Raw genomic sequence first — 23,040 nt, 5'->3', positions numbered from 1 at the left:
CTGGTGCTAGTGCCCGCCGGTGTCCCCGCCCCGCGACCCCTCGCGACGCCGGACGACGAGGGTCCCGATGCCCTGCACCACGAAGAACACGGCGGAGGCGGCGAGGAGGACCGCCACGGCGACCGCGCCGGCGGACAGCCCCCTCGCGACGAGCTGCACGACCGCGACCGTGAGGAAGACGCCACCCATCACGATGACGACGACGGGGTTCTGCGCGACGAGGAAGCGTCGTCCGCCGTTCGCGTCGGCGACCGCCCGGGAGCGGGCCTGCGCCACCGCGTCGGGAGAACGGCCGTCGCGACGATCAGCGGCTCGGCGACGTGCACGCACACCGAACCAGACGACGGCACCGATCACGACCGCAGCTCCGTACGCGATCGGGCTCGGAGCCTGGAGCAACCCCGACACGAACAGCACCACGATGCCCGTGACGATGCCGGCGACCGACGCGGTCGTCCAGGTGTCGGTGCGGCCGTCGACCCCGGTGACGTAGCCCGGGCGCTTCGCGTACGGGTCGTGCGGCTGCTGCTCGTCGTCGCGCGACGGTGCGTTCGGTGTCGGGGATCCCACCGAGCAGAACGTACGCGGGGGTCCTGGGGCTCGCAGGAGCCGGCACGAGCGTCCTGACGTGACACTGCTGGCTCCGTCCCGACGCGGACCCGGTGGCTATCGTGGAGCGCATGACCGACGTCGCACGCACCTCAGGGATCCACACCGACGAGCTCGACCCGGCCGTCCGCCCGCAGGACGACCTCTACCGGCACGTGAACGGGACGTGGATCGCGCAGACGCCGATCCCCGACGACAAGGCGCGGTACGGCTCGTTCACCGTGCTCGCCGAGGACGCCGAGGTCGCCGTGCGCGAGATCGTCGAGCGCTCCCAGCAGGCCGCACCCGGCACCGAGGAGCGCAAGGTCGGTGACCTGTACACGTCCTTCACCGACGAGGAGCGGCTCGAGGCCCTCGGCACCGGACCGATCGACCCGCTGCTCGGCGAGATCGACGCCGTCGAGACCACCGACGACGTCATCGCGATGGTCGGACGCTTCGAGCGCCTGGGCCTGCCCGGCTTCGTCCAGCTCTTCGTCGACAACGACCCGGGTGACCCGGAGTCGTACGTCGTCTTCCTCGAGCAGTCCGGCCTGGGCCTGCCCGACGAGTCGTACTACCGCGAGGAGCGCTTCGCCGACATCCGGTCGAAGTACCGCGAGTTCGTCGCGTCGATGTTCCCGCTCGCGGGCTTCGCCGACGCCGGACGGAGCACCGAGGCCGTCATCGCGCTGGAGACGGCGCTCGCCGCGGCGCACTGGGACAACGTGACGACCCGCGACAGCCAGAAGACCTACAACAAGATGACCTGGGACGAGGTCGCCGCGCTCGCGAACGGCACCGACCTGCACCTGTGGTGGCAGGCGATCGGTGCCCCTGCCGGCGCCTTCGAGACCGTGGTCGTGCGCGAGCCGTCGTTCATCACCGGCCTGGCCGAGCTCCTGCGCTCCCAGCCGCTGGACGCGTGGAAGGACTGGCTGCGCTGGCAGGTCATCCGCGGCTCCGCGGCGTACCTGACGAGCGCGATGTCCGCCACGAACTTCTCGTTCTACGGCACGGCGCTCACCGGTGCGCCGAAGCAGCGCGAGCGCTGGAAGCGCGGCGTCTCGCTGGTCGAGGGCGCGATGGGCGAGGCCGTGGGTCGCATCTACGTGCAGGAGCACTTCGACGAGACGTCCAAGGCCGAGATGGACGACCTCGTCGCCAACCTGGTCGAGGCGTACCGGCAGAGCATCACCGCGCTCGACTGGATGACCGACGAGACCCGCGCCCGTGCCCTCGACAAGCTCGACAAGTTCACGCCGAAGATCGGCTACCCGGTGACGTGGCGCGACTACTCGGCCCTGTCGGTCAGCCCCGACGACCTGATCGGCAACGTCCGGGCCGTCGCGAGCTTCGCGGTCGACCGCGAGCTGGGCAAGATCGGGAAGCCGATCGACCGCGACGAGTGGTTCATGACCCCGCAGACGATCAACGCGTACTACAACCCGGGGTTCAACGAGATCGTCTTCCCGGCGGCGATCCTGCAGTTCCCGTTCTTCGAGGCGTCGCGCGACGCCGCCGCGAACTACGGCGCGATCGGTGCCGTCATCGGGCACGAGATCGGACACGGCTTCGACGACCAGGGCTCGCAGTACGACGGGGACGGCCGACTGCAGAACTGGTGGACCGAGGCCGACCGCACGGCGTTCGAGGAGCGCACGAAGGCCCTCATCGCCCAGTACGACGCGCTCGTACCGACCGAGGTGCCGGACGGCCACGTCAACGGCGCGCTGACCATCGGCGAGAACATCGGTGACCTCGGCGGGCTGTCGATCGCGTGGAAGGCGTACCTGCTGTCCCTCGACGGCCAGGAGCCCCCGGTCGTGGACGGACTGTCCGGCGCCGAGCGCTTCTTCCTCAGCTGGGCACAGGCCTGGCGGATGGCGATCCGTCCGGAGGAGGCAGCGCGTCTGCTGAGCATCGACCCGCACTCGCCGAACGAGTTCCGCTGCAACCAGATCGTGCGGAACATCGACGGCTTCTACGAGGCCTTCGGCGTCACCGAGTCGGACACGATGTACCTCGACCCGGCCGAGCGCGTCGCGATCTGGTGATGACCGAGCCGGACGCGGCTCCGTCGTCCGAGCCGAGCGCTGACCACAGCGGGACACCCAGCGCTGCGCCGGGCGAGACGCCGGGCGCCGACACCGGTGCCTCCCGCCGTCCCCGCCGCCGACACCAGGTCGGCGGCGGGAACGGCGCTCGTGCGCGCGGACGCCACCGTGGCGGGGCAGACGAGCGGTTCGGCGCGACGGTCGACGCCCTCGGTTCGATCGCCCGTGACGGTGCCGCCGTCAGCGCGTCGATCATCGACACGTCGACAGGCAAGGCCCTGCTCGCCGTCGACGACACCCTGGTGCAGCCGGTCGCGAGCCTCGGTCGCGTGCTCCTGCTCATCGAGGTCGCGGCGCAGCTCGAGGACGGCCGGCTGCACGGCGACCGGCTCCAGCGGATGGCACGGGACACCGCCACCGGCGCCGGGCTGTGGCAGTTCCTGCAGGAACCGACGATGCAGGTGCCGGACCTGGCGACCCTGGTCGGGGCGACGGCGGACGCGTGGGCGATGAACGCACTGCTGTCGACCGTCGGCATCGACGCGGTGCGGCAGCGGGCCGAGGCGCTCGGCATCGACCGCACGGCACTCATCGACCGCGTGCGGGACCGGCGCGGTCCCGACGACGCCCCCGACGCCTCCGTGGCGCCGGCAGGCGAGCTCGCCTGGCTGATGCGCGGCCTGGCCCTCGGCGAGGTCGTCGACGAGGCGGTGTCGCACCGGGTGCTCGGCTGGCTGAGCCTGGCGAGCGACACCACGCTCGTGGCGGGCTCGTTCGGCCTCGACCCCCTGGCGCACCGTGCGCTGGACCACGGGTTGCAGGCCGTGGTCGTCACCGGCTCGTCGACCGGCGTCCGCGCCGAGGCCGGCATCCTCCGGGGACCCGGCTCGTCGGTGAGCTACGCGGTCACGGTGACCTTCGACGACGCGACACTGCAGCGGCGGCTCGCGGTCGTCGAGGCCCTGCGCACGATGGGCACCGAGGTGCTCGAGGCCGTGCACACCCCCGCCCGCCGCTGACCAGCACGGACGAGCACGGACGGGCGGGCGCAGACGGGCGCCGGCGGGCGCGACGGGCGCCGGCGGGCGCGACGGCTCAGTCGGCCGCCTGCCCCTCGGGCACCAGGCCCTGCACGCTGAGCAGCCCCGCGTCGGTCGACCGGCACGCCGTGATGCCGGAGTCCCGCACGAACAGTGACTCGGTCGACCCGGGCGGGTACACGCGGAACCCGTCCGCGGACACCGGGTCGCACGTCGCCGTCGGGTAGTTCTCCGCCTGGGTGATCTTCAGCGGTGCGACGGCCACCGCGCCGGGCGCCAGCGTCACGGTCGGGTGCGCCGATGCCTCGTCACGGGTGGCCGGGGCGCCGATCTGCTCACCCGAGCCGCCGCCGACGAAGGAGACCCCGGGCCACCCCTGCAGCGTGCAGGTCGTGGAGCCGGTGTTGCGGAGCGCGAGGTGCACGTACGTGCTGCCGGCGGCCCCACCGCTGCCGGACTCGACGCTGCCCGCGAGCGACGCGGTGGTGCACCGGCCACCGTCCCCGCCGGACCCGCCACCCGCCGAGCCGCCCGACGACGAGGACGACGCCGCCGACGACGAGGACGGAGCCGACGACGAGGACGGAGCCGACGACGAGGACGCCGCCGACGACGAGGACGGAGCCGACGTCGCGGTGGAGGGTGACGAGCCCCCGGCTGACGCGGTCACGGTCTCGGTGGCCGTCGGCGCCGGGTCCGGGCCGCCCGACGAACAGCCGGAGAGCGCGAGCGCGAGCACGGCCCCGGTGCTCGCGAGGACGATGGCGGAACGGTTGCTGCGGTGCATGCCTCGACGCAACACCCGCCGCGGTCCTCGGGACTCGGTGAGCGTCCAGTCGTCACGGGCACACTCGCGTCACAGCCAGGAACACGAGCGACGGAGGTCGGAACATGGCAGGCAAGCACGAGCAGGCACGCGGCGAGGACGGTCGGGCGGACGGCGTCGACACCCGCGCCGGCGCCTTCACCGACAGCGAGATCCCGGGCGAGCAGCACGTCGAGTCGCACGAGCCCGCGGGAGAGTTCGTCTCCAGCGACATCCCCGGCGAGACGCGGCCCCAGGGCGCGGGCGGCGCGGACGAGGGTGAGTACGTCGAGTCGGACATCCCCGGCGAGGCCGAGCCCACGCCGGACGGCGAGGCCGGGCACTACGTCGACAAGGACGAGTGAGGCGCCGAGGGGCACCGGTCGGAGCTGACCGGATCCTCAGGCGTCAGGACCTCAGTCGACCAGATCGGCGGCGACCAGCCGGCGGAGCGTCTCGACGCCCGCCGGCGGGCACCGGTCCGCGTCCGACGAGGTGACCCACTCCACCTCGTCCACCTCTGCGGAGGCGACGGGCGAGGCGCCATCGGCGGTGCCTCCCGGCCGGACCCGGAACAGGGCCATGGCGACCATCGTCCCCTCGCCCTGGCCGTGCGCGGCCTCGGTCACCGTGCCGAACGGCTCGAGGTCCGCCTCGGTCAGGTGCAGCCCGGTCTCCTCGCGCGCCTCGCGGATCGCGGCTTCGACGTCGGTCTCGTGCGGCTCCGCCTTGCCGCCGGGCAGGTAGAGCACGTCGCGTCCGCGGGCGCGCACCATCAGGACCTGCCGGTCACGGACCAGCAGCAGCGCGCTGACGCGCAACGTGCGGGGGACTGCCGGGAGGCTCAGCTCGCGTCCGCCTCGCCGGTGCGGTCCGTCGAGACGGGGCACTCGGGCGCGGTGCGCTCCGCGAGCGGCACGATCGGCGACGGCAGCTCCGCCTCGGGCTCCGGGTGCACGCCGAACAGGGCGTCGAGCGCCCCGACGAACTCCTCGCCGCGACCGGCGCGACCGAGCTCGCGCGCGCGCACCGAGGGGCGGTGCAGCAGGACCCCGACCAGGTGCCGGAGGGCCCGTTCGGTCTGCTCGACGGACTCCGGGTCGCCGTCGCGACGCTTCGCGCGGTCGATCTCGTCGTCGAGGATGTCGAAGACGTGCTTGCGGAAGGCCACGAGCGCCGGCGTGGTCGACTGCTCGAGCGCCTGCGCACGGAAGCGCGACACGGCGTCGTCGACCATCTGACGCGCCTCGGACTCGGCGTTCAGCTCGGCGATCGGCGCGTGGATGCTGATCGTCTCGAGGTCGAGCAGCTCGACGCCCTCGACGTGGGCCGCGTCGGGGTCGACGTTGCGGGGCAGCCCGAGGTCGATGACGATGCGGCGCTGGCCGTCGGCGAGGTCGGCCGGTTCGACGACCGGGACCTCGCTCGAGGTGCAGGTGATGACGACGTCGCTCGTGCCGATCGCCTGGCGCAGGTCGGTCGCGGCGACCAGGTCGTGCTTCGCGGCGAACCAGGGCGCGCGGCCGGACGGCGAGAAGACCTGGATGTTCGCGGCACCGCGGTCGCGCAGCGCGGCGATGGTGGTGGCCGCGTAGCTGCCGGTGCCGACGAGCAGCACGCGGGTCCGGGCCCAGTCGGTGATCCGCGACGAGGCGAGCTCGAGCCCGAGACGGACGAGCGACCGGCCGGCGGCACCGATGCGGGTGCGGGTCTTGACGCCGCGGGAGGTGTGCGCTGCCTCCTGGAACAGGCGCTCGAGGTCGGACGTCGTGGTGCCGTTGGCGCGGGCGTCCTCGAGTGCCCGGCGGACCTGGCCGGAGATCTCGGTCTCGCCGACGACGACGGACTCGAGTCCGCTGGACACGGCGAACAGGTGCTGCACGACGTCCCCGCCGCCGAGCACGCTGACGGAGTCGAGGACCTCGGCGGGCACGAGGTCGCTGGCGGTGGCGACGGCGTCGACGGTGGCCGACACGGCGGAGTCACGATCGTCGCCCGCGATGTCGAGGTAGGCCTCGAAGCGGTTGCAGGTGGCGAGGACGACGGCTCCGTCGAGCACGTCGGAGTCCGTCACCAGACGGCTCGCGGCGGTCGGTGCGCCGATGCTCAGTCGCTCCAGGAGGTCGAAGCTGGCGTTGCGGTGCGACGCCGTGAGACAGATGAGCACGTCTTCCATCGTAACTCGCGCTCGGGCCACCGGCTGTTCGCCCTCCGCGTGCACAGCAGACTGTGCGGTGGCGCCCGTGTCCGGGGCGGGTCGTGCTCGGCCGCGGATGGGACAATCGGTGGGTGACCTCCGCCGCACCCGCCGCCCTGCCCGACAGCCACCCGCTCGTGACCGGCAGGACCTCGGGGTCGCCGCTCGTCCGGGCGCTCCGCGGGGACCGTCCGGAGACGCTGCCCGTGTGGTTCATGCGGCAGGCCGGCCGGTCGCTGCCGGAGTACCGGGAGCTGCGGGTCGGCACCGCGATGCTCGACGCCTGCCTCGACCCGGCGCTGGCGTCCGAGATCACCCTGCAGCCGGTCCGTCGGCACGGGGTCGACGCCGGCATCTTCTTCAGCGACATCGTCGTGCCGATCAAGCTCGCGGGCGTGGACGTCGAGATCGTCCCCGGTCGTGGCCCGGTGCTCGGGTCCCCGATCCGCACGGCGGCCGACGTGGACGCGCTCGCCCCGCTCGACCCGGGTGCCCTGGCGCCGATCACCGAGGCCGTGCAGCGCACCGTCGCCGAACTCGGGGACACCCCGCTCATCGGCTTCGCGGGCGCACCGTTCACGCTCGCCGCCTACCTGGTCGAGGGCGGCCCCTCGAAGGACCACATCCGCGCGCGCACGCTCATGCACAGCGACCCGGAGACCTGGGCACGGCTGCTCGACTGGGCCGCCGGCGTCTCGGGCGCCTTCCTCCGTGCGCAGGTGACGGCCGGTGCCTCGGCCGCGCAGCTCTTCGACTCGTGGGTCGGCTCGCTCTCCCGCCGGGACTACGTCGCCTCGGTGGCCCCGCACTCGGCGACGGCGCTGTCGCACGTGGCGGACCTCGGTGTCCCGCGCATCCACTTCGGCGTCGGCAGCGGCGAGGTCCTGCACGAGATGACGACGCTCGGCGACCCGTCGGACGCCGTCGCGGTCGACGCCGTGGGTGTCGACTGGCGTGTCCCGCTCGACGATGCCGTCCGTCGCGTCGGCACCGGCGTCACCGTGCAGGGCAACATCGACCCCGCGATGCTCGCCGCCCCGTGGGAGGTGCTCGAGGCCCACGTGCGCGACGTCGTCCGCCGTGGCGGCGCTGCCCGTGCGCACGTGGTCAACCTGGGCCACGGTGTCCCGCCGGAGACCGACCCGACCGTGCTCACCCGCGTGGTCGAACTGGTCCACGGGCTGGGCGACGGCCGGGGCGACGGGACCGGAGCCGCGGCGTGACCGACGTCGTCGTGGTCGGGGGTGGGGTCGCCGGCCTGGTCGCCGCCCGTGACCTGGCCGAGGGCGGCGCGCACGTCGTGCTCGTCGAGGCCGGGGAGCGCCTGGGCGGGATGATCCGCCGGCACACCGTCGCCGGGCTCGACCTCGACATGGGCGCGGAGTCCTTCGCGACCCGCACCGACGCCGTCGAGCGGCTCGCGACCGAGCTCGGCCTCGGGAACGACGTCGTGTCGCCCGACCCCCGCGGTGCGTGGCTGATGACCCGCGACGGCCGGACGGCCCCGATCCCGCAGACCGGCTTCCTCGGGATCCCGGGCAGCCCGATGGCCGCCGACGTCCTCGCGGTCGTCGGCCAGGGCGGTGGCCTCCGCGCACAGATGGACTCGCTGCTGCCCTCGCCCGTCGGTGCCCGGGCACAGTCGCTCGGTGCCCTCGTGCGGAAGCGCATGGGGGAGCGCGTGCTCGACGACCTGGTCGTCCCGGTCGCGGGCGGCGTGTACTCCACGCACCCCGACCAGCTCGACCCCGACCGCGTGGCCCCGGGGCTCCGTGCGGCCCTGCAGCGTGAGGGCTCCCTCGCCCGCGCCGTGCTCGCCCTGCGCTCCCGGTCCGCCGCGGGCTCGGCGGTGCAGGGCATCCGCGGTGGCATCGCCCGGCTCGTGGACGAGCTCGTGGCCGACCTCGAGACCCACCGCGTCGACGTCCGGACGGGCACCCGCGCCACCGCGGTCGAGCGCTTCGCCGTCGAGACCGTGGCAGCGGACGGCACCCGCGAGCGCCTGCCCGCACAGCACGTCCTCGCGTCGACGGCCGACCCGGGCCGGACCGCGGCGGCCGACCGCACCGGCATCGAGCTCGTCACCCTGGTCGTCGACCAGCCCGAGCTCGACGCCGGGCCGCGCGGGACCGGGATGCTCGTGCACCCGGAGGCCGCCGGGGTCGGGGCGAAGGCCCTGACGCACGCGACGGTGAAGTGGCCCTGGCTGGCCGAGGCGGCCGCGGGCCGCCACGTCCTGCGGCTCAGCTACGCGACCGCACCCCACGATCCGGTGACCGGTGATGACGGGGTGGGGACGAGCCTCCCGGTCGACCCGGAGGACACCGTCGGCGCCCGCGCCGTCCGGGACGCGACCGCGCTCCTGGGCGTCCCCGTGACCGCGGACCGTGTGCAGGGCGCCGCCCGCGTCCGCTGGTACGGGCCGGACCTGACCGCAGCCGGCTTGGCCGAGGGGGTGGTCGGCATCGGCGAGACCTCCTCCGGCCGCGGTCTGGCGGGCATCGTCGCCGCGGCCCGGGCGTCCGCTGCACGCATCCTGGAATCCTGAGCGGACCGAGGAGCGCCCGAGGGCTACTGTGGACCAACGCCGGACGTATTCCGTTCGGCGCATGACCACCGCACACCCTCAACAACGGAGGATCGCACATGCGAGGCAAGCTCCTGTTCGTCGCCGGCGCCGCACTCGGGTACGTCCTGGGATCGCGAGCCGGACGGGCGCGGTACGAGCAGATCAAGACCGTCAGCGGCAAGATCTGGAACAACGGCAACGTCCAGAAGGGCGTGCACCAGGCCGAGGAGTTCATCCAGGACAAGGGCCCGGACGTCGCCGAGTTCGTCGGTGAGCAGACCAAGAAGGTCGTCCGCAAGGTCAGCCAGAAGAAGGACTCGACCACCTCATGACCGACACCCGCGACCGCAAGTCGCGATCGTTGTTCGGTCTGGTCGGGGACATCCCGAAGCTGGTCAAGAACCTCGTCAAGGGCGAGATCGACCTGCTGAAGGCCGAGATGATCGCCAAGGCGAAGGTGTTCGGCCTCGCCGCCGGGCTCCTCATCGGCGCGCTCGTCATCGTGCTGTACGCGATCGGCGTGCTGCTGACCGCTGCCGTGATGGGCCTCGCGACCGTGATGCCGGCGTGGCTCGCAGCCCTGCTGCTCGCCGTCGTCATGCTCATCGTGGCCGGCATCCTCGGCTTCGTCGGCTGGAAGCGCTTCAAGAAGGGCCTGCCCCTCACCCCGAAGCGCACGATCGACAGCGTCAAGGACGACATCAACGCCGTGAAGGGCATGGGCAACAAGCCCGGCCAGCACGACCGGATCACCCGCTCCTGAGCGGGACGACCGACACCCCCACCGGAGGACCCCTGTGACCGATCAGCACGACGACCTGGCGAACCGCGTCGCGGCGACCCGCACGCAGCTGTTCGAGACCCTCGACGCCATCGAGGACAAGCTCAACGTCCCGAAGCAGCTCGGCATCGCGGCGTCCAGGGTCAAGCAGGGGATCGACGAGAAGCCGGTGCCGTACCTGGCCGGCCTCGCAGCCGGTGTGGCGGTGGTCGGGAGTATCGTCGTAGCGGTGCTCCGACGGCGGTAGACCGCCTCTGATCGGTGGTCTCCCGGACGCGGCGCGCAGCCACGACCCAGGCAACCGACAAGACGAGGAACCATGAGCTCCGACGTGCACGCAGCCACGCACGAGAACGTCCCCGACAACGCCGCCGCGCACGGCGGCAGCCCGGCGCACGAGACCGACCCGGCGAGCGGGATCGACCCGAACCTCCTCACGGCGTACGCGCTGTGGGCCGTGTTCCGGCGTCCGCTCGGGCCGATCCACCGCGTCGGTGACGACGCCGTCGCCGAGCTCGACGCCGCGGTCGCCCGCGCCGCCGACCAGGGCGTGACGATCCGCGGTTTCTACGACGTCTCCGGCTTCCGGGCCGACGCCGACGTCATGATCTGGCTGCACGGCGACGACGCACAGGCGATCCAGGCCGCGCTCCGCGACCTCCGTCGCACGGCGTTGTTCCAGGACGCCGAGCCGGTCTGGCACGCGATGGCCATGCACCGCGAGGCCGAGTTCAACAAGCGCCACACCCCGGCGTTCCTGCGCGGCAAGGACCCCGAGGCCTGGATCACGGTGTACCCGTTCGTCCGGTCCTTCGAGTGGTACCTGCTGCCGGAGGAGGAGCGCTCGAAGATGCTCCGCGACCACGGCATCGCCGGCGCGAAGTACCGCCGCGTGCTCACCAACACGATCGCGACCTTCGCCCTCAGCGACTACGAGTGGATCCTGCCGCTCGAGAGCCCCGAGCTGGTCGACCTCGTCGACCTCATGCGCGACCTGCGCTACACCGAGGCGCGCCTGCACGTGCGCGAGGAGGTCCCCTTCTTCACCGGTCGTCGGGTGACGACCGCCGAACTGCCGGAGGTGCTGTCGTGACCGACACCAGCCAGATCACCAACGGGAAGGTCCTCGCCGCGACCCCCGCCGCGGCGGACGGCCCCGAGCACGTCGAGGTCCCGACCGCGTACGACGCGATCCTGCTCGCCGGCTTCGGCGGCCCCGAGGGCCAGGACGACGTCATCCCCTTCCTCCGCAACGTCACCCGCGGCCGCGGGATCCCGGACGAGCGTCTGGAGGAGGTGGCGCACCACTACCGCCACTTCGGCGGCGTGAGTCCGATCAACGCGCAGAACCGCGCGCTCAAGGCGGCGCTCGAGGGCGAACTCGCGAAGCGCGGCATCGACATGCCCGTGCTCTGGGGCAACCGGAACTGGGCGCCCTACCTCGAGGAGGCCTTCACCGAGGCCGCCGACAAGGGCTACACCAAGCTCATCGCCATCGCGACGAGCGCCTACTCGTCGTTCTCGAGCTGCCGCCAGTACCGCGAGGACTACGCCCGCGTGCTCACCGAGACCGGCCTGATCGACACGATCCAGGTCGACAAGGTCCGCCAGTTCTTCGACCACCCGGGCTTCGTGCGCCCGTTCGTCGACGGCGTGCGCGACGGCATGGCCCGCGCGATCCGCGAGAACGAGGGCCTCGACGTCGCGACCGAGCTGCACATCCTCTTCTCGACGCACTCGATCCCGTCCACCGACGCGGCGAAGTCGGGCCCCGACTACCGGGGCTTCGACGAGCACGGCGCGTACGAGGCCCAGCACCTCGCCGTCGGCGAGGTCGTCCTCGAGCAGGCCTGGAACGAGCTGCTCGAGCAGCCGGAGTTCGCGCACCTGCAGGGCACGTCGAAGCCCGCGTGGAAGCTCGTCTACCAGTCGCGGTCGGGCCCCCCGACGCAGCCGTGGCTCGAGCCCGACATCAACGACTACATGAACGAGGAGCTGAAGGGCGGCCAGACCCGCGCGGTGCTCATCGTCCCGCTCGGCTTCGTGAGCGACCACATGGAGGTCATGTGGGACCTCGACGAAGAGGCCACCGAGACCGCGGGTGAGCTCGGCTTCTGGTCGCTCCGCACGCAGACGCCCGGCGTCGACCCGGCGTACGTCGCCGGCCTCGTCGACCTGGTGCTCGAGCGCGTCAACGGCACGCCGAAGACCGAGCGTCCGCACCTGACCGACATCGGCCCCTGGTACGACGTGTGCCGTCCGGGCTGCTGCGAGAACGTGCGCGCCGGGTTCAAGCCGGCCGCGGCCGGGGTCGCCCCGTGACGGACGCCGACAGCGCGACGCCCTCCGACGGCCCGGCCCCGATCCGGCTCGGCACCCGTGCCAGCCGACTCGCGGTCGCGCAGTCGCAGGACGTCGCCGACCGTCTCGCCAGGGCGGCGGGGCGTCCGGTCGAGCTCGTCACGGTGACGAGCGAGGGCGACACGAACCGCGCCTCGCTGGCGAGCCTCGGCGGCACGGGCGTCTTCGCCAGCGCCCTGCGCGAGGCCCTGGTCGCGGGCGAGGTCGACGTGCTCGTCCACTCGCTGAAGGACCTGCCGACCGCTCCGTACGAGGGGCTCACGATCGCGTCGGTCCCGAAGCGCGCGGACGCCCGTGACGTCCTGGTCGCCCGGAACGGCGCAACGGTGGAGACCCTGCCCGAGGGCGCGAAGGTCGGCACGGGCTCACCCCGCCGCGTCGCGCAGCTCAGGGCGAAGCGTCCCGACCTCGACGTCATCGACATCCGCGGGAACATCGACACCCGGCTCGGCCGCGTTGACGACGACCTCGACGCCGTGGTGCTGGCCGCCGCCGGCCTCGGCCGGATCGACCGGCTGGACGCGGCGACCGAGCTCCTCGACCTCGGCTTCTGGCCGAGCGCTCCCGGCCAGGGAGCACTCGCGGTCGAGATCCGGGCGGACGAGACCGACAAGGGCCTGCTCGCTGCGCTCCGCAAGCTCGACCACGCCCCGACGCGCCTCACGGTGACGGCCGAGCGCGAGGTCCTCGCGAAGCTCGAGGCCGGCTGCTCCGCCCCGATCGGTGCCACGGCGGTCGTCGATGCCGAGCTGCTGCTCGTGTCCGCGACGGTCTACCGCCCGGACGGTTCCGAGTACCGCACGGCGTCGCACGCGGCACACCTCGACGGGTCCGCGCAGGACCGTCTCGACGAGGCGCTCGAGGTCGCCGGTCGCGTGGCCGCCGAGCTCCTCGAGAACGGTGCCGCCGAGCTGGCGGACCTGGCGTCGACGGTGTCCGGTGCCCCTGCCGAGGGCGACCACTCCGCCGGGCCCGGTCTCGCCACCCCCGCCGCCGAGCAGCCGGCGGACGACAGCTCCACGACGACGGCCTAGGCGGTCACCACGGACGACACCGCTCGCGTCGCGGACGAGGCACGGCCCCCGGTCGTCCTCGTCCCGCGCGGCGGTGCGTGGGGGGACGCGGTCGCCGCCGCGGCACGGGAGCGCGGGCTCGTGCCCGTCGTCGTCCCGCTCATCACGGACGCTCCGCCCGCCGACCCGGCGGACCTCGACGCGGCGCTCGTCCGGTTCGCAGATGCCGCGCTCGCCCCGTCCGTCGACCGCGCGTCGGGACCGTCCGTCGTCGACGCCCCGGCCGGGAGGCACGACACACCACCCGCGGTCGGCACGCGTCCCGGGGGAGCCGGCTCCGGAGCCCCCTGGCTCGTCGTGACCAGTGCGACGGCCGTGCGCGTGGTCGCCGGGCGCGTGCCGCGCCTCCCGGCCGGCGTCCGCGTGGCCTGCGTCGGCGACGCGACCGCGCGTGCTGCCCGGCAGGCGGGGTGGCCGGTCGACCTGGTGCCGGACGAGGAGTCCGCCGCCGGGCTCGCCGCGGCCCTGCCGACGGACGCCGGACCCGTGCTGTTCCCCCGATCCGAGATCGCCGCGACCACCCTGGTCGACGCACTGCGCGCCCGCGGCATCGCCGTGTCGGAGGTGGTGGCGTACCGTACCGTGGGGACGGGCCACGATCCGATCGTCCTCGACCCCCCACCGGACGCCGTGCTCGTGACGAGCGGGAGCGTCGCCCGACAGGTCGCAGCGCGGATGACCCCGCTCGACCCGAGCACGCACGTCGCGTGCATCGGACCGTCCACCGCCGATGCCGCCCGTGCCGCGGGACTCCCCGTGCACGTGGTCGCCGCCGCTCGGTCCGCCGAAGCCCTGCTCGACGCCGTCGTCGAGACCCTCCACCCGAACCCCAGAACAGGAAGGTCATCGTGACCGGACGCTTCCCCCAGGTCCGCCCCCGTCGACTGCGGGCCACCCCCGCCATGCGACGACTCGTCGCCGAGACGCGGATCCACCCCGCCGAGCTCGTGCTGCCGATGTTCATCCGCGAGGGCGCCACCGATGCGATCGACATCTCGAGCATGCCGGGCGTGCAGCAGCACTCGCTCGACTCGTTCCGCCGGGCGCTGAACGAGGCCGCGGCGCAGGGCGTCGGCGGTGTGAACCTGTTCGGCGTGCCGACGTCGAAGGACGCCGAGGGCTCCGGTGCGACCGACCCCGACGGCATCCTGAACGTCGCGATCCGCGTGGCGAAGGAGGAGGTCGGTGACGCACTCGTCGTGCAGTCCGACCTGTGCCTCGACGAGTTCACCGACCACGGCCACTGCGGCGTGCTGGCCGCGGACGGCTCGGTCGACAACGACGCGACGCTCCTGCGGTACCGCGACATGGCGGTGGCCCAGGCCGAGGCGGGCGCGGAGCTCGTCTGCATGAGCGGCATGATGGACGGCCAGATCGCCGCCGCGCGCGACGCGCTCGACACCGCCGGCCACAGCGGCACGGCGCTGCTCGCATACTCGGCGAAGTACGCGTCCGCGTTCTACGGTCCCTTCCGCGAGGCCGTCGCGTCGACCCTGCAGGGCGACCGACGGACGTACCAGATCGACGCCGCCGACGGCCGGCAGGGCCTGCGCGAGGTCCTGCTCGACATCGAGGAGGGCGCCGACATCGTCATGGTGAAGCCCGCGATGAGCTACCTCGACGTCCTCGCCCGCACCGCCGACGTCTCCGAGGTCCCCGTCTGGGCGTACCAGATCTCCGGCGAGTACGCGATGATCACGGCCGCCGCCCAGAACGGGTGGATCGACCGTGACGCCGCCGCGATGGAGGCCCTCGTCGGCATCAAGCGCGCCGGTGCCGACGCGATCCTGACGTACTTCGCCGTGGACATCGCACGGAAGCTCAACCAGGAGGCCGGCCTGCGCACGTCCGGCAGCACCGCGGCGGTGTCCGGCGTCGCCTCGACCGGGAAGGCCCCCGAATGACCACCACCACCGCTTCCACCGGCACCGCTCCGGTGTCGAACGACGAGCTGTTCGGCCGCGCGAAGGACAGCATCCCCGGCGGGGTGAACTCGCCCGTCCGCGCGTACGGCTCGGTCGGCGGCACGCCCCGGTTCCTGACCGCGGCGAACGGCCCCTACGTCACCGACGCCGAGGGGCGGCAGTACGTCGACCTCGTCGCGTCCTGGGGCCCCGCGATCCTCGGGCACGCGCACCCCGGCACGGTCGAGGCCGTGCAGCAGGCGGCATCCCGCGGCCTGTCCTTCGGGGCGTCGACCCCGGGGGAGACCGAGCTCGCCGAGCTCGTGAAGCAGCGCGTGCAGGTCGACGGCGACGGACCGATCGAGAAGCTCCGCATGGTGTCGACCGGCACCGAGGCGACGATGACCGCCATCCGCCTGGCCCGCGGGTACACCGGCCGCGACCTCCTCGTGAAGTTCGCCGGGCACTACCACGGCCACTCGGACTCGCTGCTGGCCGAGGCCGGATCGGGTGTCGCGACGCTCGCGCTCCCGGGCAGCGCGGGCATCACCGCCGAGACCGCCGCACAGACCCTCGTGCTGCCGTACAACGACCTGGACGCCGTGCGGGCCGCCTTCGACGAGCACTCCGAGCGCATCGCCGCCGTGATCGTCGAGTCCGCCGCCGCCAACATGGGCGTCCTCGCGCCGGAGCCCGGGTTCAACCGGGCGCTCGCGGAGATCACGCGGGCGCAGGGTGCGCTGCTCATCGTCGACGAGGTCCTGACCGGCTTCCGCGTCGGCCCGGCCGGCTGGTGGGGCCTCGAGGCCGACGGCACCGTCCCGGAGGGCACCGGGTGGAAGCCCGACCTCGTCACGTTCGGCAAGGTCATCGGCGGCGGCATGCCCCTCGCCGCGCTCGGTGGTCGTCGTGAGGTCATGGACTTCCTCGCACCGCTCGGGCCGGTCTACCAGGCGGGCACGCTGTCCGGGAACCCGCTCGCGGTCGCGGCCGGCACCGCCACGCTCCGGGCCGCGACGCCCGACGTGTACGCGCACCTGGACCGCACCGCGGCGACGATCGCCGACGCCACGAGCGCCGCGCTCTCGGCCGAGGGGGTCGCGCACACCGTGCAGCACGCCGGCAACCTGTTCTCGTTCGCGTTCGTGGAGCAGGCACCGCGGAACTACGACGACGTCCGCGCGCAGGAGGCCTTCCGCTACGCACCGTTCTTCCACAGCATGCTCGACCAGGGCGTGACCCTGCCGCCGAGCGTGTTCGAGGCGTGGTTCGTCACGGCGGCGCACGACGACGAGGCCGTCGGCCGCGTGCTCGACGCGCTCCCCGCGGCCGCTCGCGCGGCTGCTGCCGCGACCGCGTAGGAGTCCCCTCGCAAGACGCCACGTCGGCGGTTCCGCGCCGCGACATCCCGCTGCGCGGAACCGCCGACGTTGCGTTGTGAAGGTCGGGGTGCGGTCGAGCTCGCGCTGGTGCGGAAACCGAGTGACATGTAGTGTTCCAGTGTGCTGAACACGACGCTGTCTTCGTACTTCCGCTCCGCGCGCGCTCGCCGACTCCTCGTCGACCTGGCCGTGACCGTCGCCTTCGCGTGCGTCATCTGGACGTACTCGCTCACGTACGACGGGTCGGTCGACAAGGGGGACCGGGTCGTCCAGACCTGGACCGGTTGGCACCTGGCGATCCCCGCCGTGACCGTCGCCCTGGTCGGGATCCGTCGGTTCGTGCCGTGGGTCGTGCTCCCCGCGCTGCTCGCAGTGGACTGGTACGACCGCTGGAAGTCCATCGGGAGCGAGCCCTTCGGTGTCGCGATGGGGCTGTTCGCCATCGCCAGCGAGCGTCCCTGGCGCCACACCCTCGTCGCGGGCGGTGTGGCGCTCACCGTGCTCGTGGCGTCGACACAGCTCATCGGCCGGACGACACGAGGGTTCTGGACGTGCCTGATCGTCTACACGTTCGGCATCGTCGCGGGATTGGCGGTGCGCCGTGCACAGGCCGCCCGATGGCGGGTGCTCCGGCTCCTCGCACAGTCGCGCATCGAGCGCAGGACGACCCAGCGCGCCGAGGAGCGAGCGGCGCTGGCCCTCGAGGTCCACGACGTCTGCTCCAACTCGCTCGCCGTCGTCAGTCGACTCAGCGAGGTCGCGCGCAGCCGTGTCACGACCGAGCCCGCCGAGGCGATGCGCCTCCTGGACGACGTCGCGCGCGTCGCACGGGACGGCATGACCGAGGTCCGACGGTTCGTCCGACTCGCCGAGAGCGACCCGGTCGACGGCGATGTCCACGCCATGATCGCGCGCGTCCGGGCGGTCGGCGTCCCGTTGAGGGCGACGATCTCGGGGGAGCCGCGGGACCAGCGGGTCGCAGCGACGGTGTACCGGGTGGTGCAGGAGGCCCTGACGAACGTGCTGCGCCACGCACGTCCCGCACGGGTCGACCTCGAGGTCCACCACGACCAGGACGGCGGGGTCTCCCTGCGGGTCCTGAACGACGGTGTGGTCGCCACCGTGCCCGGGTCCGGCCGCGGGACGCGTGGGATGGCCGAGCGCGTGGCGACGCTCGGGGGGACCCTCCGAGTCGGGCCCGGGCATGAGGACGGCACCTGGTGCGTGGAGGCGGTCGTCCCTCCGCCGGGCGGCGACCTCGCGACCGCCCAGCGTCGTTCGACGGCGGTGGCACGGTGATCCGCGTCCTCGTCGTCGACGACCAGCACCTGCTCCGCACCGGGACCGCGATGGTGATCGGGACGGCGGACGACCTCGTCGTCGTGGGGGAGGCGCAGGACGGTCTCCAGGCCCTGGAACGGGTCGGTGTCCTCCGGCCGGACGTCGTCGTGACGGACGTCCGGATGCCGGGGATCGACGGCATCGAGACCACCAGGCGGATCACGGAGCGCTTCCCGGCCGTCAAGGTCCTCGTGCTCACGCAGTTCGACCTCGATGAGCACGTGTTCGGCGCCCTCGCCGCCGGCGCGAGCGGCTACCTGCTCAAGGAGAGTTCCGCCGCGGAGCTCTGCACTGCGGTCCGGACGGTGGCCGCGGGCGATGCGATCGTGGCACCTCGAGCGTGCCGACGCCTGGTCGAGACGGTGAAGCCGGCGTTGCTCACGGCCCGCCCGCAGCAGGCTCCGGCCTCGCCCTTCGACGCCCTCAGCGCTCGGGAGCTCGACGTCGTCCGGGCCCTGGCGGACGGGTCGTCGAACGCCGAGGTGGCCCGGTCGCTCTTCATCTCCGAGGCGACCGTGAAGAGCCACGTCGCGAGCATCCTGCGGAAGCTCGGGGTCCGTGACCGCGTGCACATCGTCATCGAGGCGTTCCGCTGCGGGGTCGTCCGGGACTGATCGTCAGGGCAGGACGACGATCGGCGTCCCCAGCGGCAGTGCGTCGAGCTGCGCGACGGCATCCGGTCGGACGCGGATGCACCCGTGCGACACGCGGCCGCGGGGGTCCGGGTTGGCGTGGATCGCGATGAGCCCGCCGTCGGTGCCGGTGTACGGTTCGTCGGCTGCGGTCGCGTGCAGCGAGGTGAGCTGGATCGCCCCGGGCGCCAGCGCCTGCGCGGGGTCCACGTAGCGGGCCTGGAGGTAGCCGCTCACACCCGTCGGCGTCGGGGTGGAGTCCTGTCCGACTCCGACCTCGTGCCGGTGCGATCCCTGCGCTGTCGTGATCGTCATCGACTGCTCCGCCACACGGACCGTGACCGAGGCGGTGGCTGGCTGCATCGCGGGCAGCTCGTCGGTCCGCGCCCACGCCGCCGTCTGCGCGGGTGCCCCCGACGCACCCGCCGCCGAGGGCAGCGTCTGCCGGGCGGGCGTCAGGACGAGCGTCCAGTCGCCGGTCGTGGTCACCGCGGCGACGACGGTCGGTCCCCGCAGGAAGTTGCGCCCGGGGAGCACGGCGACCGGTTCTCCGTCGCGGGCCGCGTACAGCACGAGGTCGTGCTCGAGGAGCCCGGCGTGTGATGCCACAGCGTCGGGTCCGGGCAGGAGTGCGCCGATGACGGCGTCGTGCACGGCGACCGGCAGGTCCTCGGTGGGCGGACCGGCCGGTGCGGTGCTCGCCTCCGGGGAAGGGCTCGGTGTGGGGCTCGGCGGGGACTGGCCCTGCGCGGGTGACGTCGGGTGTGACGGACGCGGGTCCGTGGAGGTGGTGCTGCACGCCGACGCACCTGCCACGAGGGCAGCACCCACCGTGAGTCCGAGGCAACGGAGCGCCGCACGGCGGTCGAGGGTCATGGATCGGTCCTTTCGACGGTCCGGGGATCAGCGGTGGGGGGACGGCGGGGCCGCGGCGACGTGGCGCCGCGGCCCCGAGCCGGATCACCCCGCGACGCGCGGGAGCTTGGTCGGGGGCTGGGTGACGCCCTGCTTCCCGACCGGGGCCTTCGGCTTCGAGCTGCCAGATCCGGGGGTGCTCTTCCCCGAGTGGCGGTCGGGGTTCGCCGCCTCCTCCAGCTCCGATCCGTCGTTCGCGCTGCACCCGGCCGCGAGGAGCTGCCGAGCGCTCTCCGGCGTGATGTGTCCGTCCTTGCCGTACACCGGTGTCGGCTTCGTGCCCTTCGTGCAGGTGAAGCGGTCACCCGCCGGCTGCTGCTGGCGCTGCTGCTCGGACTGCGGCTGCTTCTTCTTCTCCGCGGGCGTGGTCGATCCGTCGTTCCCGCCCGACCCCCGCGCGCCGGACCCGGTCGAGCCCGACTTCCCGCCGGAACCCTTCGTGTCCGGCGTCCGAGGGTCCTTCCGGTCCTGTCCCTGGTTGCCGGTCTGCTGCTGCGAGGTGGTCGGCCGACCGGTCTCCGACCGGTCCGGTTCCCCGTGCGCCGTGAGCGGCGCGAGGACGACCCCACCCACGAGGGCGAGCCCGGCCGACGTGGCGAGGATGGTCTTCTTGATGGTGTTCACGATGTGCTCCGTTCGGTCGTGTCGGCGGTCTCTCCGTCGACATGAACAGTGAAGCGCTGGAACACCACATGTCACACCGTCCGGACGGACGGTTGCGCACCCCGCCGTCCGGACGACGCGGCGCACGGTTCCCCGACCAGAGGTGGATCCGGACGGGAGGCGCGGTGCGGCTACTCCGCGCGGCGCGCGTGCCAGCGGCCAGCGGTCCGCTCGATGGCCAGCGGGAATGCGAAGGCGTGCGACACCGCCTCGGACGTGACGACCTCGTCTGCCGGGCCCTGGGCCACCACGGCGCCGTCGCGCAGCAGCATCGCGTGCGAGGTCGACGCGGGCAGGTCCTCGAGGTGGTGGGTCACCATCACGCTGCCGAGGTCCGGCTGGCGCTGGCGCAGGGTGTCGACCGTCTCGAGTAGGTGCTCGCGCGCGGCGACGTCGAGTCCGGTGGCCGGCTCGTCGAGCAACAGCAGGCGCGGTTCGCTCATCAACGCCCGGGCGATGAGGGTCCGCCCGCGTTCGCCCTGCGACAGCACCGGCCACCGGGCGTCGGCCCGTGCCGCGAGGCCGACGTCCGCGACGTGCCGTCGGGCGGTCTCGAGCTGCTCCGGCGTCGGCTCCCACCGCATCATGAGGTCCGTCGTGCCGGTCAGCCCGGTCAGGACGGTCTCGGTGACCGTCAGCGGCGACAGCATGCGGTGTCGCGGGTCGACGTGCCCGATGTGCTCGCGGAGCTCCCGCACGTCGACGCGGCCGAGCCGACGGCCGAGCAGCTCGACGGTGCCCGCGGTCGGGTGCCCGTTCGCACCGAGGACGGCGAGCAGGGTCGACTTGCCCGCGCCGTTCGGACCCAGCAGCGCCCAGTGCTCACCGCTGCGGACGGTCAGGGCCACGTCGTGCAGCAGGTCCCGCCCGGAGCGGGTGACACGGAGGGCTTCGGTTCTGAGCAGGACGTCGGTCACCCGGCCAGTCTGCCCGGTCGGGTAGCCCGCCCCGCCCGTCTCAGGCGGTCGCGTCGGCGTCGGCGTTCGCGTTCGCGGCGCGGATCTCCGCCATGTGCTCGGCCATCGCGCGGGACATGCCGCGGATGACGGCACCGGCGGCCTCGCCGTCGCGGGCCTTCGCCGCTGCACGGAACGAGTCGAGCCCGTGCTTGACGTCCCAGAACACGAACTCCGGCTGCCCGATGCGCACGAACTTCGCGCGGTTGACGATGCCCTCGGCGGTCTTGACGAGCAGCTCGTTGCCCGAGTGCGCGACGAGGAACGCGATGAGCGCGTCGACGTCGTCGTTCAGGGCGCGGTCCTCGGCGTCGGCGTGCTTGCGGGCCTGGTCGAGGAGCTTGCCGAGCTGCTTCACGGCGGCGTCGTCGAGGTTCGGCACGGCCCAGCGGGCGGCGAGCTCGGCGAAGCCGAAGAGCAGCTGGAACGCGTCGTCGTACTGCTCGCGGGTCGGGGACGCGACGCGGGTGTACCGGTTCGCCTCCATCTCGACGAGCCCGAAGTCGACGAGCTTCGCGATGGCCTCGCGGATCGGGGTCCGACTGACGCCGAGCCACGCGACGAGCTCGTCGTCGTTGAGGCGTTCACCGGCCTGCAGCGTGCCGTCCTGGATCGCGGCGAGCATCTTCTCGAGCACGACGTCCCGCAGGAGCTTCCGGGGGGACGACTCCACCGACGACTTGGGTACCGGCATGGCTGCTCCTCACAGGTTCGGGTGTTCCGTGTGCCAAACCTAGCGTGTCAGTTGGCAAGCGTTCGGGAAATCACCTGAGAGGGAAAAGCATCAGCGTCGCAGGTCGACCACCGTCCGGCCGTGCACCCGTCCGGCGACCACCTCGGCGCCGACCGCGACGGCGTGCTCGAGGTCGACCGTGCGGGTGACGTCGGCGAGCAGTGCCGGGTCGAGGTCGGTCGCGAGCCGCTCCCAGGCCCGCTGTCGCAGCGGCAGGGGTGCCTCGACCGAGTTGATGCCGAGCAACGACACCGCGCGCAGGATGAACGGCATCACCGACGTCGGCAACGCGGAGTCCTGCGCCAGGCCGCACGCCGTCACCGCGCCACCCCACCTCGTCGCGGCGAGGACGTTCGCGAGCGTGGCGCCGCCGACGCTGTCCACGGCGCCGGCCCAGGTCGCGCGCTGCAGCGGCTTGCCGAGCTCGGCGATCGCTGCGCGGTCGACCACGTCCGACGCGCCGAGGGCACGGAGCGAGGCCTCGTTCGCCCGCCGCCCGGTCGAGGCGGTCACGCGGTACCCGCGGGCGGCGAGCAGGGCGATCGCCACCGTGCCGACGCCGCCGGACGCCCCCGTCACGAGCACCGGCCCGTCCTCGGGCGAGACCGTCCGCTCGAGGGCGAGGACGGAGAGCATCGCGGTGAAGCCGGCGGTGCCGATCGCCGCCGCGAACGAGTCCTCGACCGTGTCCGGCAGCACGACGAGGGACCCGCTGGGCACGATGGCGTGCTCCGCCCACCCGCCGTACCGCGTCTCGCCCAGGCCGGCGCCGTTGCACACCACGCGGTCACCGATCGCGACGTCGTGGACCCCGGGGCCGAGCGCCGACACGGTGCCGACGACGTCGATGCCCGGGACCAGCGGGTCGATCCGGGCGACGCCGGGGTTGCCCGCCAGGGCGAGCCCGTCCTTGTAGTTCACGCTCGAGTACGTGACGTCGACGCACGCCTCGCCCTCGGTGGGGTCGGGGAGGTCGACCTGCGTGATCGCGGGTGGGGTGGAACGGGAGACGAGGACTGCGCGCGTCATGGACCGGACGCTAC

Annotated in this window: 25 protein-coding genes; 16 read left to right on the top strand and 9 right to left on the bottom strand. The window is 73.1% G+C overall.

All coding sequences use genetic code 11. From position 1 onward, the window contains the following. Positions 1–6: 6 nt before the first annotated feature. Complete coding sequence (locus tag M3677_RS06335; protein WP_251160061.1) at positions 7–570, bottom strand: hypothetical protein; 564 nt, start codon at positions 568–570, stop codon at positions 7–9. 110 nt (positions 571–680) lie between these two features. On the opposite strand from M3677_RS06335, the gene M3677_RS06330 reads away from it, so the two are divergent. Together M3677_RS06330 and M3677_RS06325 are read left to right on the top strand one after the other, a co-directional pair. Next, a complete protein-coding gene (locus M3677_RS06330; RefSeq protein WP_251154349.1) occupies positions 681–2,645 on the top strand; it encodes a M13 family metallopeptidase in 1,965 nt (654 codons plus the stop codon). After that, a complete protein-coding gene (locus M3677_RS06325; protein WP_251160060.1) occupies positions 2,645–3,664 on the top strand; it encodes a serine hydrolase in 1,020 nt (339 codons plus the stop codon). The genes M3677_RS06330 and M3677_RS06325 overlap by 1 nt, the downstream gene beginning before the upstream one ends. Before the next feature lie 76 nt (positions 3,665–3,740). Here M3677_RS06325 and M3677_RS06320 read toward each other — a convergent pair whose 3' ends face one another. Further along, the gene (locus M3677_RS06320) at positions 3,741–4,472 is read right to left on the bottom strand and encodes a DUF4232 domain-containing protein (protein ID WP_251160059.1); all 732 of its coding nucleotides are present in this window, start codon (positions 4,470–4,472) and stop codon (positions 3,741–3,743) included. Positions 4,473–4,576: 104 nt separating this feature from the next. Between M3677_RS06320 and M3677_RS06315 the strand changes: the two genes are divergently transcribed. Beyond that, entirely contained in the window at positions 4,577–4,855 is a 279-nt protein-coding gene (locus tag M3677_RS06315; RefSeq protein WP_209684668.1) for a hypothetical protein, read from the top strand. A gap of 51 nt (positions 4,856–4,906) precedes the next feature. Here the strand turns inward: M3677_RS06315 and M3677_RS06310 are convergent, their stop codons facing one another. Both M3677_RS06310 and M3677_RS06305 read right to left on the bottom strand, forming a co-directional pair. Beyond that, the gene (locus tag M3677_RS06310) at positions 4,907–5,311 is read right to left on the bottom strand and encodes an NUDIX domain-containing protein (protein WP_251154346.1); all 405 of its coding nucleotides are present in this window, start codon (positions 5,309–5,311) and stop codon (positions 4,907–4,909) included. 23 nt (positions 5,312–5,334) lie between these two features. Next, positions 5,335–6,657, bottom strand: a complete 1,323-nt coding sequence (locus tag M3677_RS06305) for a glutamyl-tRNA reductase (RefSeq protein ID WP_066657578.1) — start codon at positions 6,655–6,657, stop codon at positions 5,335–5,337. A 122-nt stretch (positions 6,658–6,779) separates the two neighbouring features. Here M3677_RS06305 and hemE point away from each other — a divergent pair, with 122 nt between their 5' ends. The 13 genes from hemE to M3677_RS06240 all read left to right on the top strand — a co-directional run bounded on the left by hemE (position 6,780) and on the right by M3677_RS06240 (position 18,712). Continuing rightward, complete coding sequence (gene hemE / locus M3677_RS06300) at positions 6,780–7,910, top strand: uroporphyrinogen decarboxylase (RefSeq protein WP_251160058.1); 1,131 nt, start codon at positions 6,780–6,782, stop codon at positions 7,908–7,910. Next, positions 7,907–9,235, top strand: a complete 1,329-nt coding sequence (locus M3677_RS06295) for an FAD-dependent oxidoreductase (RefSeq protein ID WP_251160057.1) — start codon at positions 7,907–7,909, stop codon at positions 9,233–9,235. Before hemE ends, M3677_RS06295 begins: the two co-directional genes overlap by 4 nt. A 98-nt stretch (positions 9,236–9,333) precedes the next feature. Beyond that, on the top strand, positions 9,334–9,588 hold the full coding sequence (locus M3677_RS06290; RefSeq protein WP_066651317.1) for a hypothetical protein: 255 nt from the start codon (positions 9,334–9,336) through the stop codon (positions 9,586–9,588). After that, positions 9,585–10,019 (top strand): phage holin family protein, encoded by a 435-nt coding sequence (locus M3677_RS06285; RefSeq protein WP_066651323.1) that lies wholly within the window; start codon positions 9,585–9,587, stop codon positions 10,017–10,019. Before M3677_RS06290 ends, M3677_RS06285 begins: the two co-directional genes overlap by 4 nt. 34 nt (positions 10,020–10,053) lie before the next feature. Further along, positions 10,054–10,284: a DUF3618 domain-containing protein gene (locus M3677_RS06280; RefSeq protein WP_066651325.1), complete on the top strand. Its 231-nt coding sequence runs from the start codon at positions 10,054–10,056 to the stop codon at positions 10,282–10,284. Between the two features lie 72 nt (positions 10,285–10,356). Further along, positions 10,357–11,130 (top strand): hydrogen peroxide-dependent heme synthase, encoded by a 774-nt coding sequence (hemQ, locus tag M3677_RS06275; RefSeq protein WP_066651327.1) that lies wholly within the window; start codon positions 10,357–10,359, stop codon positions 11,128–11,130. After that, on the top strand, positions 11,127–12,359 hold the full coding sequence (locus M3677_RS06270) for a ferrochelatase (protein ID WP_251160056.1): 1,233 nt from the start codon (positions 11,127–11,129) through the stop codon (positions 12,357–12,359). The genes hemQ and M3677_RS06270 overlap by 4 nt, the downstream gene beginning before the upstream one ends. Further along, the gene (gene hemC, locus M3677_RS06265; protein ID WP_251160055.1) at positions 12,356–13,432 is read left to right on the top strand and encodes a hydroxymethylbilane synthase; all 1,077 of its coding nucleotides are present in this window, start codon (positions 12,356–12,358) and stop codon (positions 13,430–13,432) included. The genes M3677_RS06270 and hemC overlap by 4 nt, the downstream gene beginning before the upstream one ends. 120 nt (positions 13,433–13,552) lie before the next feature. Next, positions 13,553–14,323 (top strand): uroporphyrinogen-III synthase, encoded by a 771-nt coding sequence (locus M3677_RS06260; RefSeq protein WP_066651333.1) that lies wholly within the window; start codon positions 13,553–13,555, stop codon positions 14,321–14,323. Continuing rightward, positions 14,320–15,375: a porphobilinogen synthase gene (gene hemB, locus M3677_RS06255; RefSeq protein WP_271825934.1), complete on the top strand. Its 1,056-nt coding sequence runs from the start codon at positions 14,320–14,322 to the stop codon at positions 15,373–15,375. The genes M3677_RS06260 and hemB overlap by 4 nt, the downstream gene beginning before the upstream one ends. Further along, entirely contained in the window at positions 15,372–16,736 is a 1,365-nt protein-coding gene (gene hemL / locus M3677_RS06250) for a glutamate-1-semialdehyde 2,1-aminomutase (protein WP_251154343.1), read from the top strand. Before hemB ends, hemL begins: the two co-directional genes overlap by 4 nt. Before the next feature lie 141 nt (positions 16,737–16,877). Next, the gene (locus tag M3677_RS06245; protein ID WP_251160054.1) at positions 16,878–18,056 is read left to right on the top strand and encodes a histidine kinase; all 1,179 of its coding nucleotides are present in this window, start codon (positions 16,878–16,880) and stop codon (positions 18,054–18,056) included. Continuing rightward, positions 18,053–18,712 (top strand): response regulator transcription factor, encoded by a 660-nt coding sequence (locus M3677_RS06240; RefSeq protein WP_251154341.1) that lies wholly within the window; start codon positions 18,053–18,055, stop codon positions 18,710–18,712. Before M3677_RS06245 ends, M3677_RS06240 begins: the two co-directional genes overlap by 4 nt. A 3-nt stretch (positions 18,713–18,715) precedes the next feature. Here M3677_RS06240 and M3677_RS06235 read toward each other — a convergent pair whose 3' ends face one another. The 5 genes from M3677_RS06235 to M3677_RS06215 all read right to left on the bottom strand — a co-directional run bounded on the left by M3677_RS06235 (position 18,716) and on the right by M3677_RS06215 (position 23,026). Beyond that, positions 18,716–19,606, bottom strand: a complete 891-nt coding sequence (locus M3677_RS06235) for a L,D-transpeptidase (protein ID WP_251160053.1) — start codon at positions 19,604–19,606, stop codon at positions 18,716–18,718. A gap of 84 nt (positions 19,607–19,690) precedes the next feature. Continuing rightward, the gene (locus M3677_RS06230; protein WP_066651342.1) at positions 19,691–20,269 is read right to left on the bottom strand and encodes a hypothetical protein; all 579 of its coding nucleotides are present in this window, start codon (positions 20,267–20,269) and stop codon (positions 19,691–19,693) included. A 170-nt stretch (positions 20,270–20,439) separates the two neighbouring features. Continuing rightward, complete coding sequence (locus M3677_RS06225; protein ID WP_251160052.1) at positions 20,440–21,225, bottom strand: ABC transporter ATP-binding protein; 786 nt, start codon at positions 21,223–21,225, stop codon at positions 20,440–20,442. Positions 21,226–21,265: 40 nt separating this feature from the next. After that, a complete protein-coding gene (locus M3677_RS06220) occupies positions 21,266–21,958 on the bottom strand; it encodes a GntR family transcriptional regulator (protein WP_251154337.1) in 693 nt (230 codons plus the stop codon). A 90-nt stretch (positions 21,959–22,048) separates the two neighbouring features. Continuing rightward, a complete protein-coding gene (locus M3677_RS06215; protein ID WP_209684646.1) occupies positions 22,049–23,026 on the bottom strand; it encodes an acryloyl-CoA reductase in 978 nt (325 codons plus the stop codon). Positions 23,027–23,040: the final 14 nt, after the last annotated feature.

It is taken from the genome of Curtobacterium sp. P97 (genome assembly GCF_023712445.1).
Taxonomy (GTDB): Bacteria; Actinomycetota; Actinomycetes; order Actinomycetales; family Microbacteriaceae; genus Curtobacterium.
The sequence above is the reverse complement of the archived record's forward strand: the minus strand, read 5'-3'. Positions and strand labels throughout refer to the sequence as shown.

Coding starts and splice junctions, on each gene's coding strand:
- M3677_RS06235 (WP_251160053.1), bottom strand. CDS start 19,606: ATGACCCTCGACCGCCGTGCGGCGCTCCGTTGCCTCGGACTCACGGTG.
- M3677_RS06220 (WP_251154337.1), bottom strand. CDS start 21,958: ATGCCGGTACCCAAGTCGTCGGTGGAGTCGTCCCCCCGGAAGCTCCTG.
- M3677_RS06290 (WP_066651317.1), top strand. CDS start 9,334: ATGCGAGGCAAGCTCCTGTTCGTCGCCGGCGCCGCACTCGGGTACGTC.
- M3677_RS06285 (WP_066651323.1), top strand. CDS start 9,585: ATGACCGACACCCGCGACCGCAAGTCGCGATCGTTGTTCGGTCTGGTC.
- hemQ (WP_066651327.1), top strand. CDS start 10,357: ATGAGCTCCGACGTGCACGCAGCCACGCACGAGAACGTCCCCGACAAC.
- M3677_RS06315 (WP_209684668.1), top strand. CDS start 4,577: ATGGCAGGCAAGCACGAGCAGGCACGCGGCGAGGACGGTCGGGCGGAC.
- M3677_RS06215 (WP_209684646.1), bottom strand. CDS start 23,026: ATGACGCGCGCAGTCCTCGTCTCCCGTTCCACCCCACCCGCGATCACG.
- M3677_RS06330 (WP_251154349.1), top strand. CDS start 681: ATGACCGACGTCGCACGCACCTCAGGGATCCACACCGACGAGCTCGAC.
- M3677_RS06320 (WP_251160059.1), bottom strand. CDS start 4,472: ATGCACCGCAGCAACCGTTCCGCCATCGTCCTCGCGAGCACCGGGGCC.
- M3677_RS06325 (WP_251160060.1), top strand. CDS start 2,645: ATGACCGAGCCGGACGCGGCTCCGTCGTCCGAGCCGAGCGCTGACCAC.
- hemL (WP_251154343.1), top strand. CDS start 15,372: ATGACCACCACCACCGCTTCCACCGGCACCGCTCCGGTGTCGAACGAC.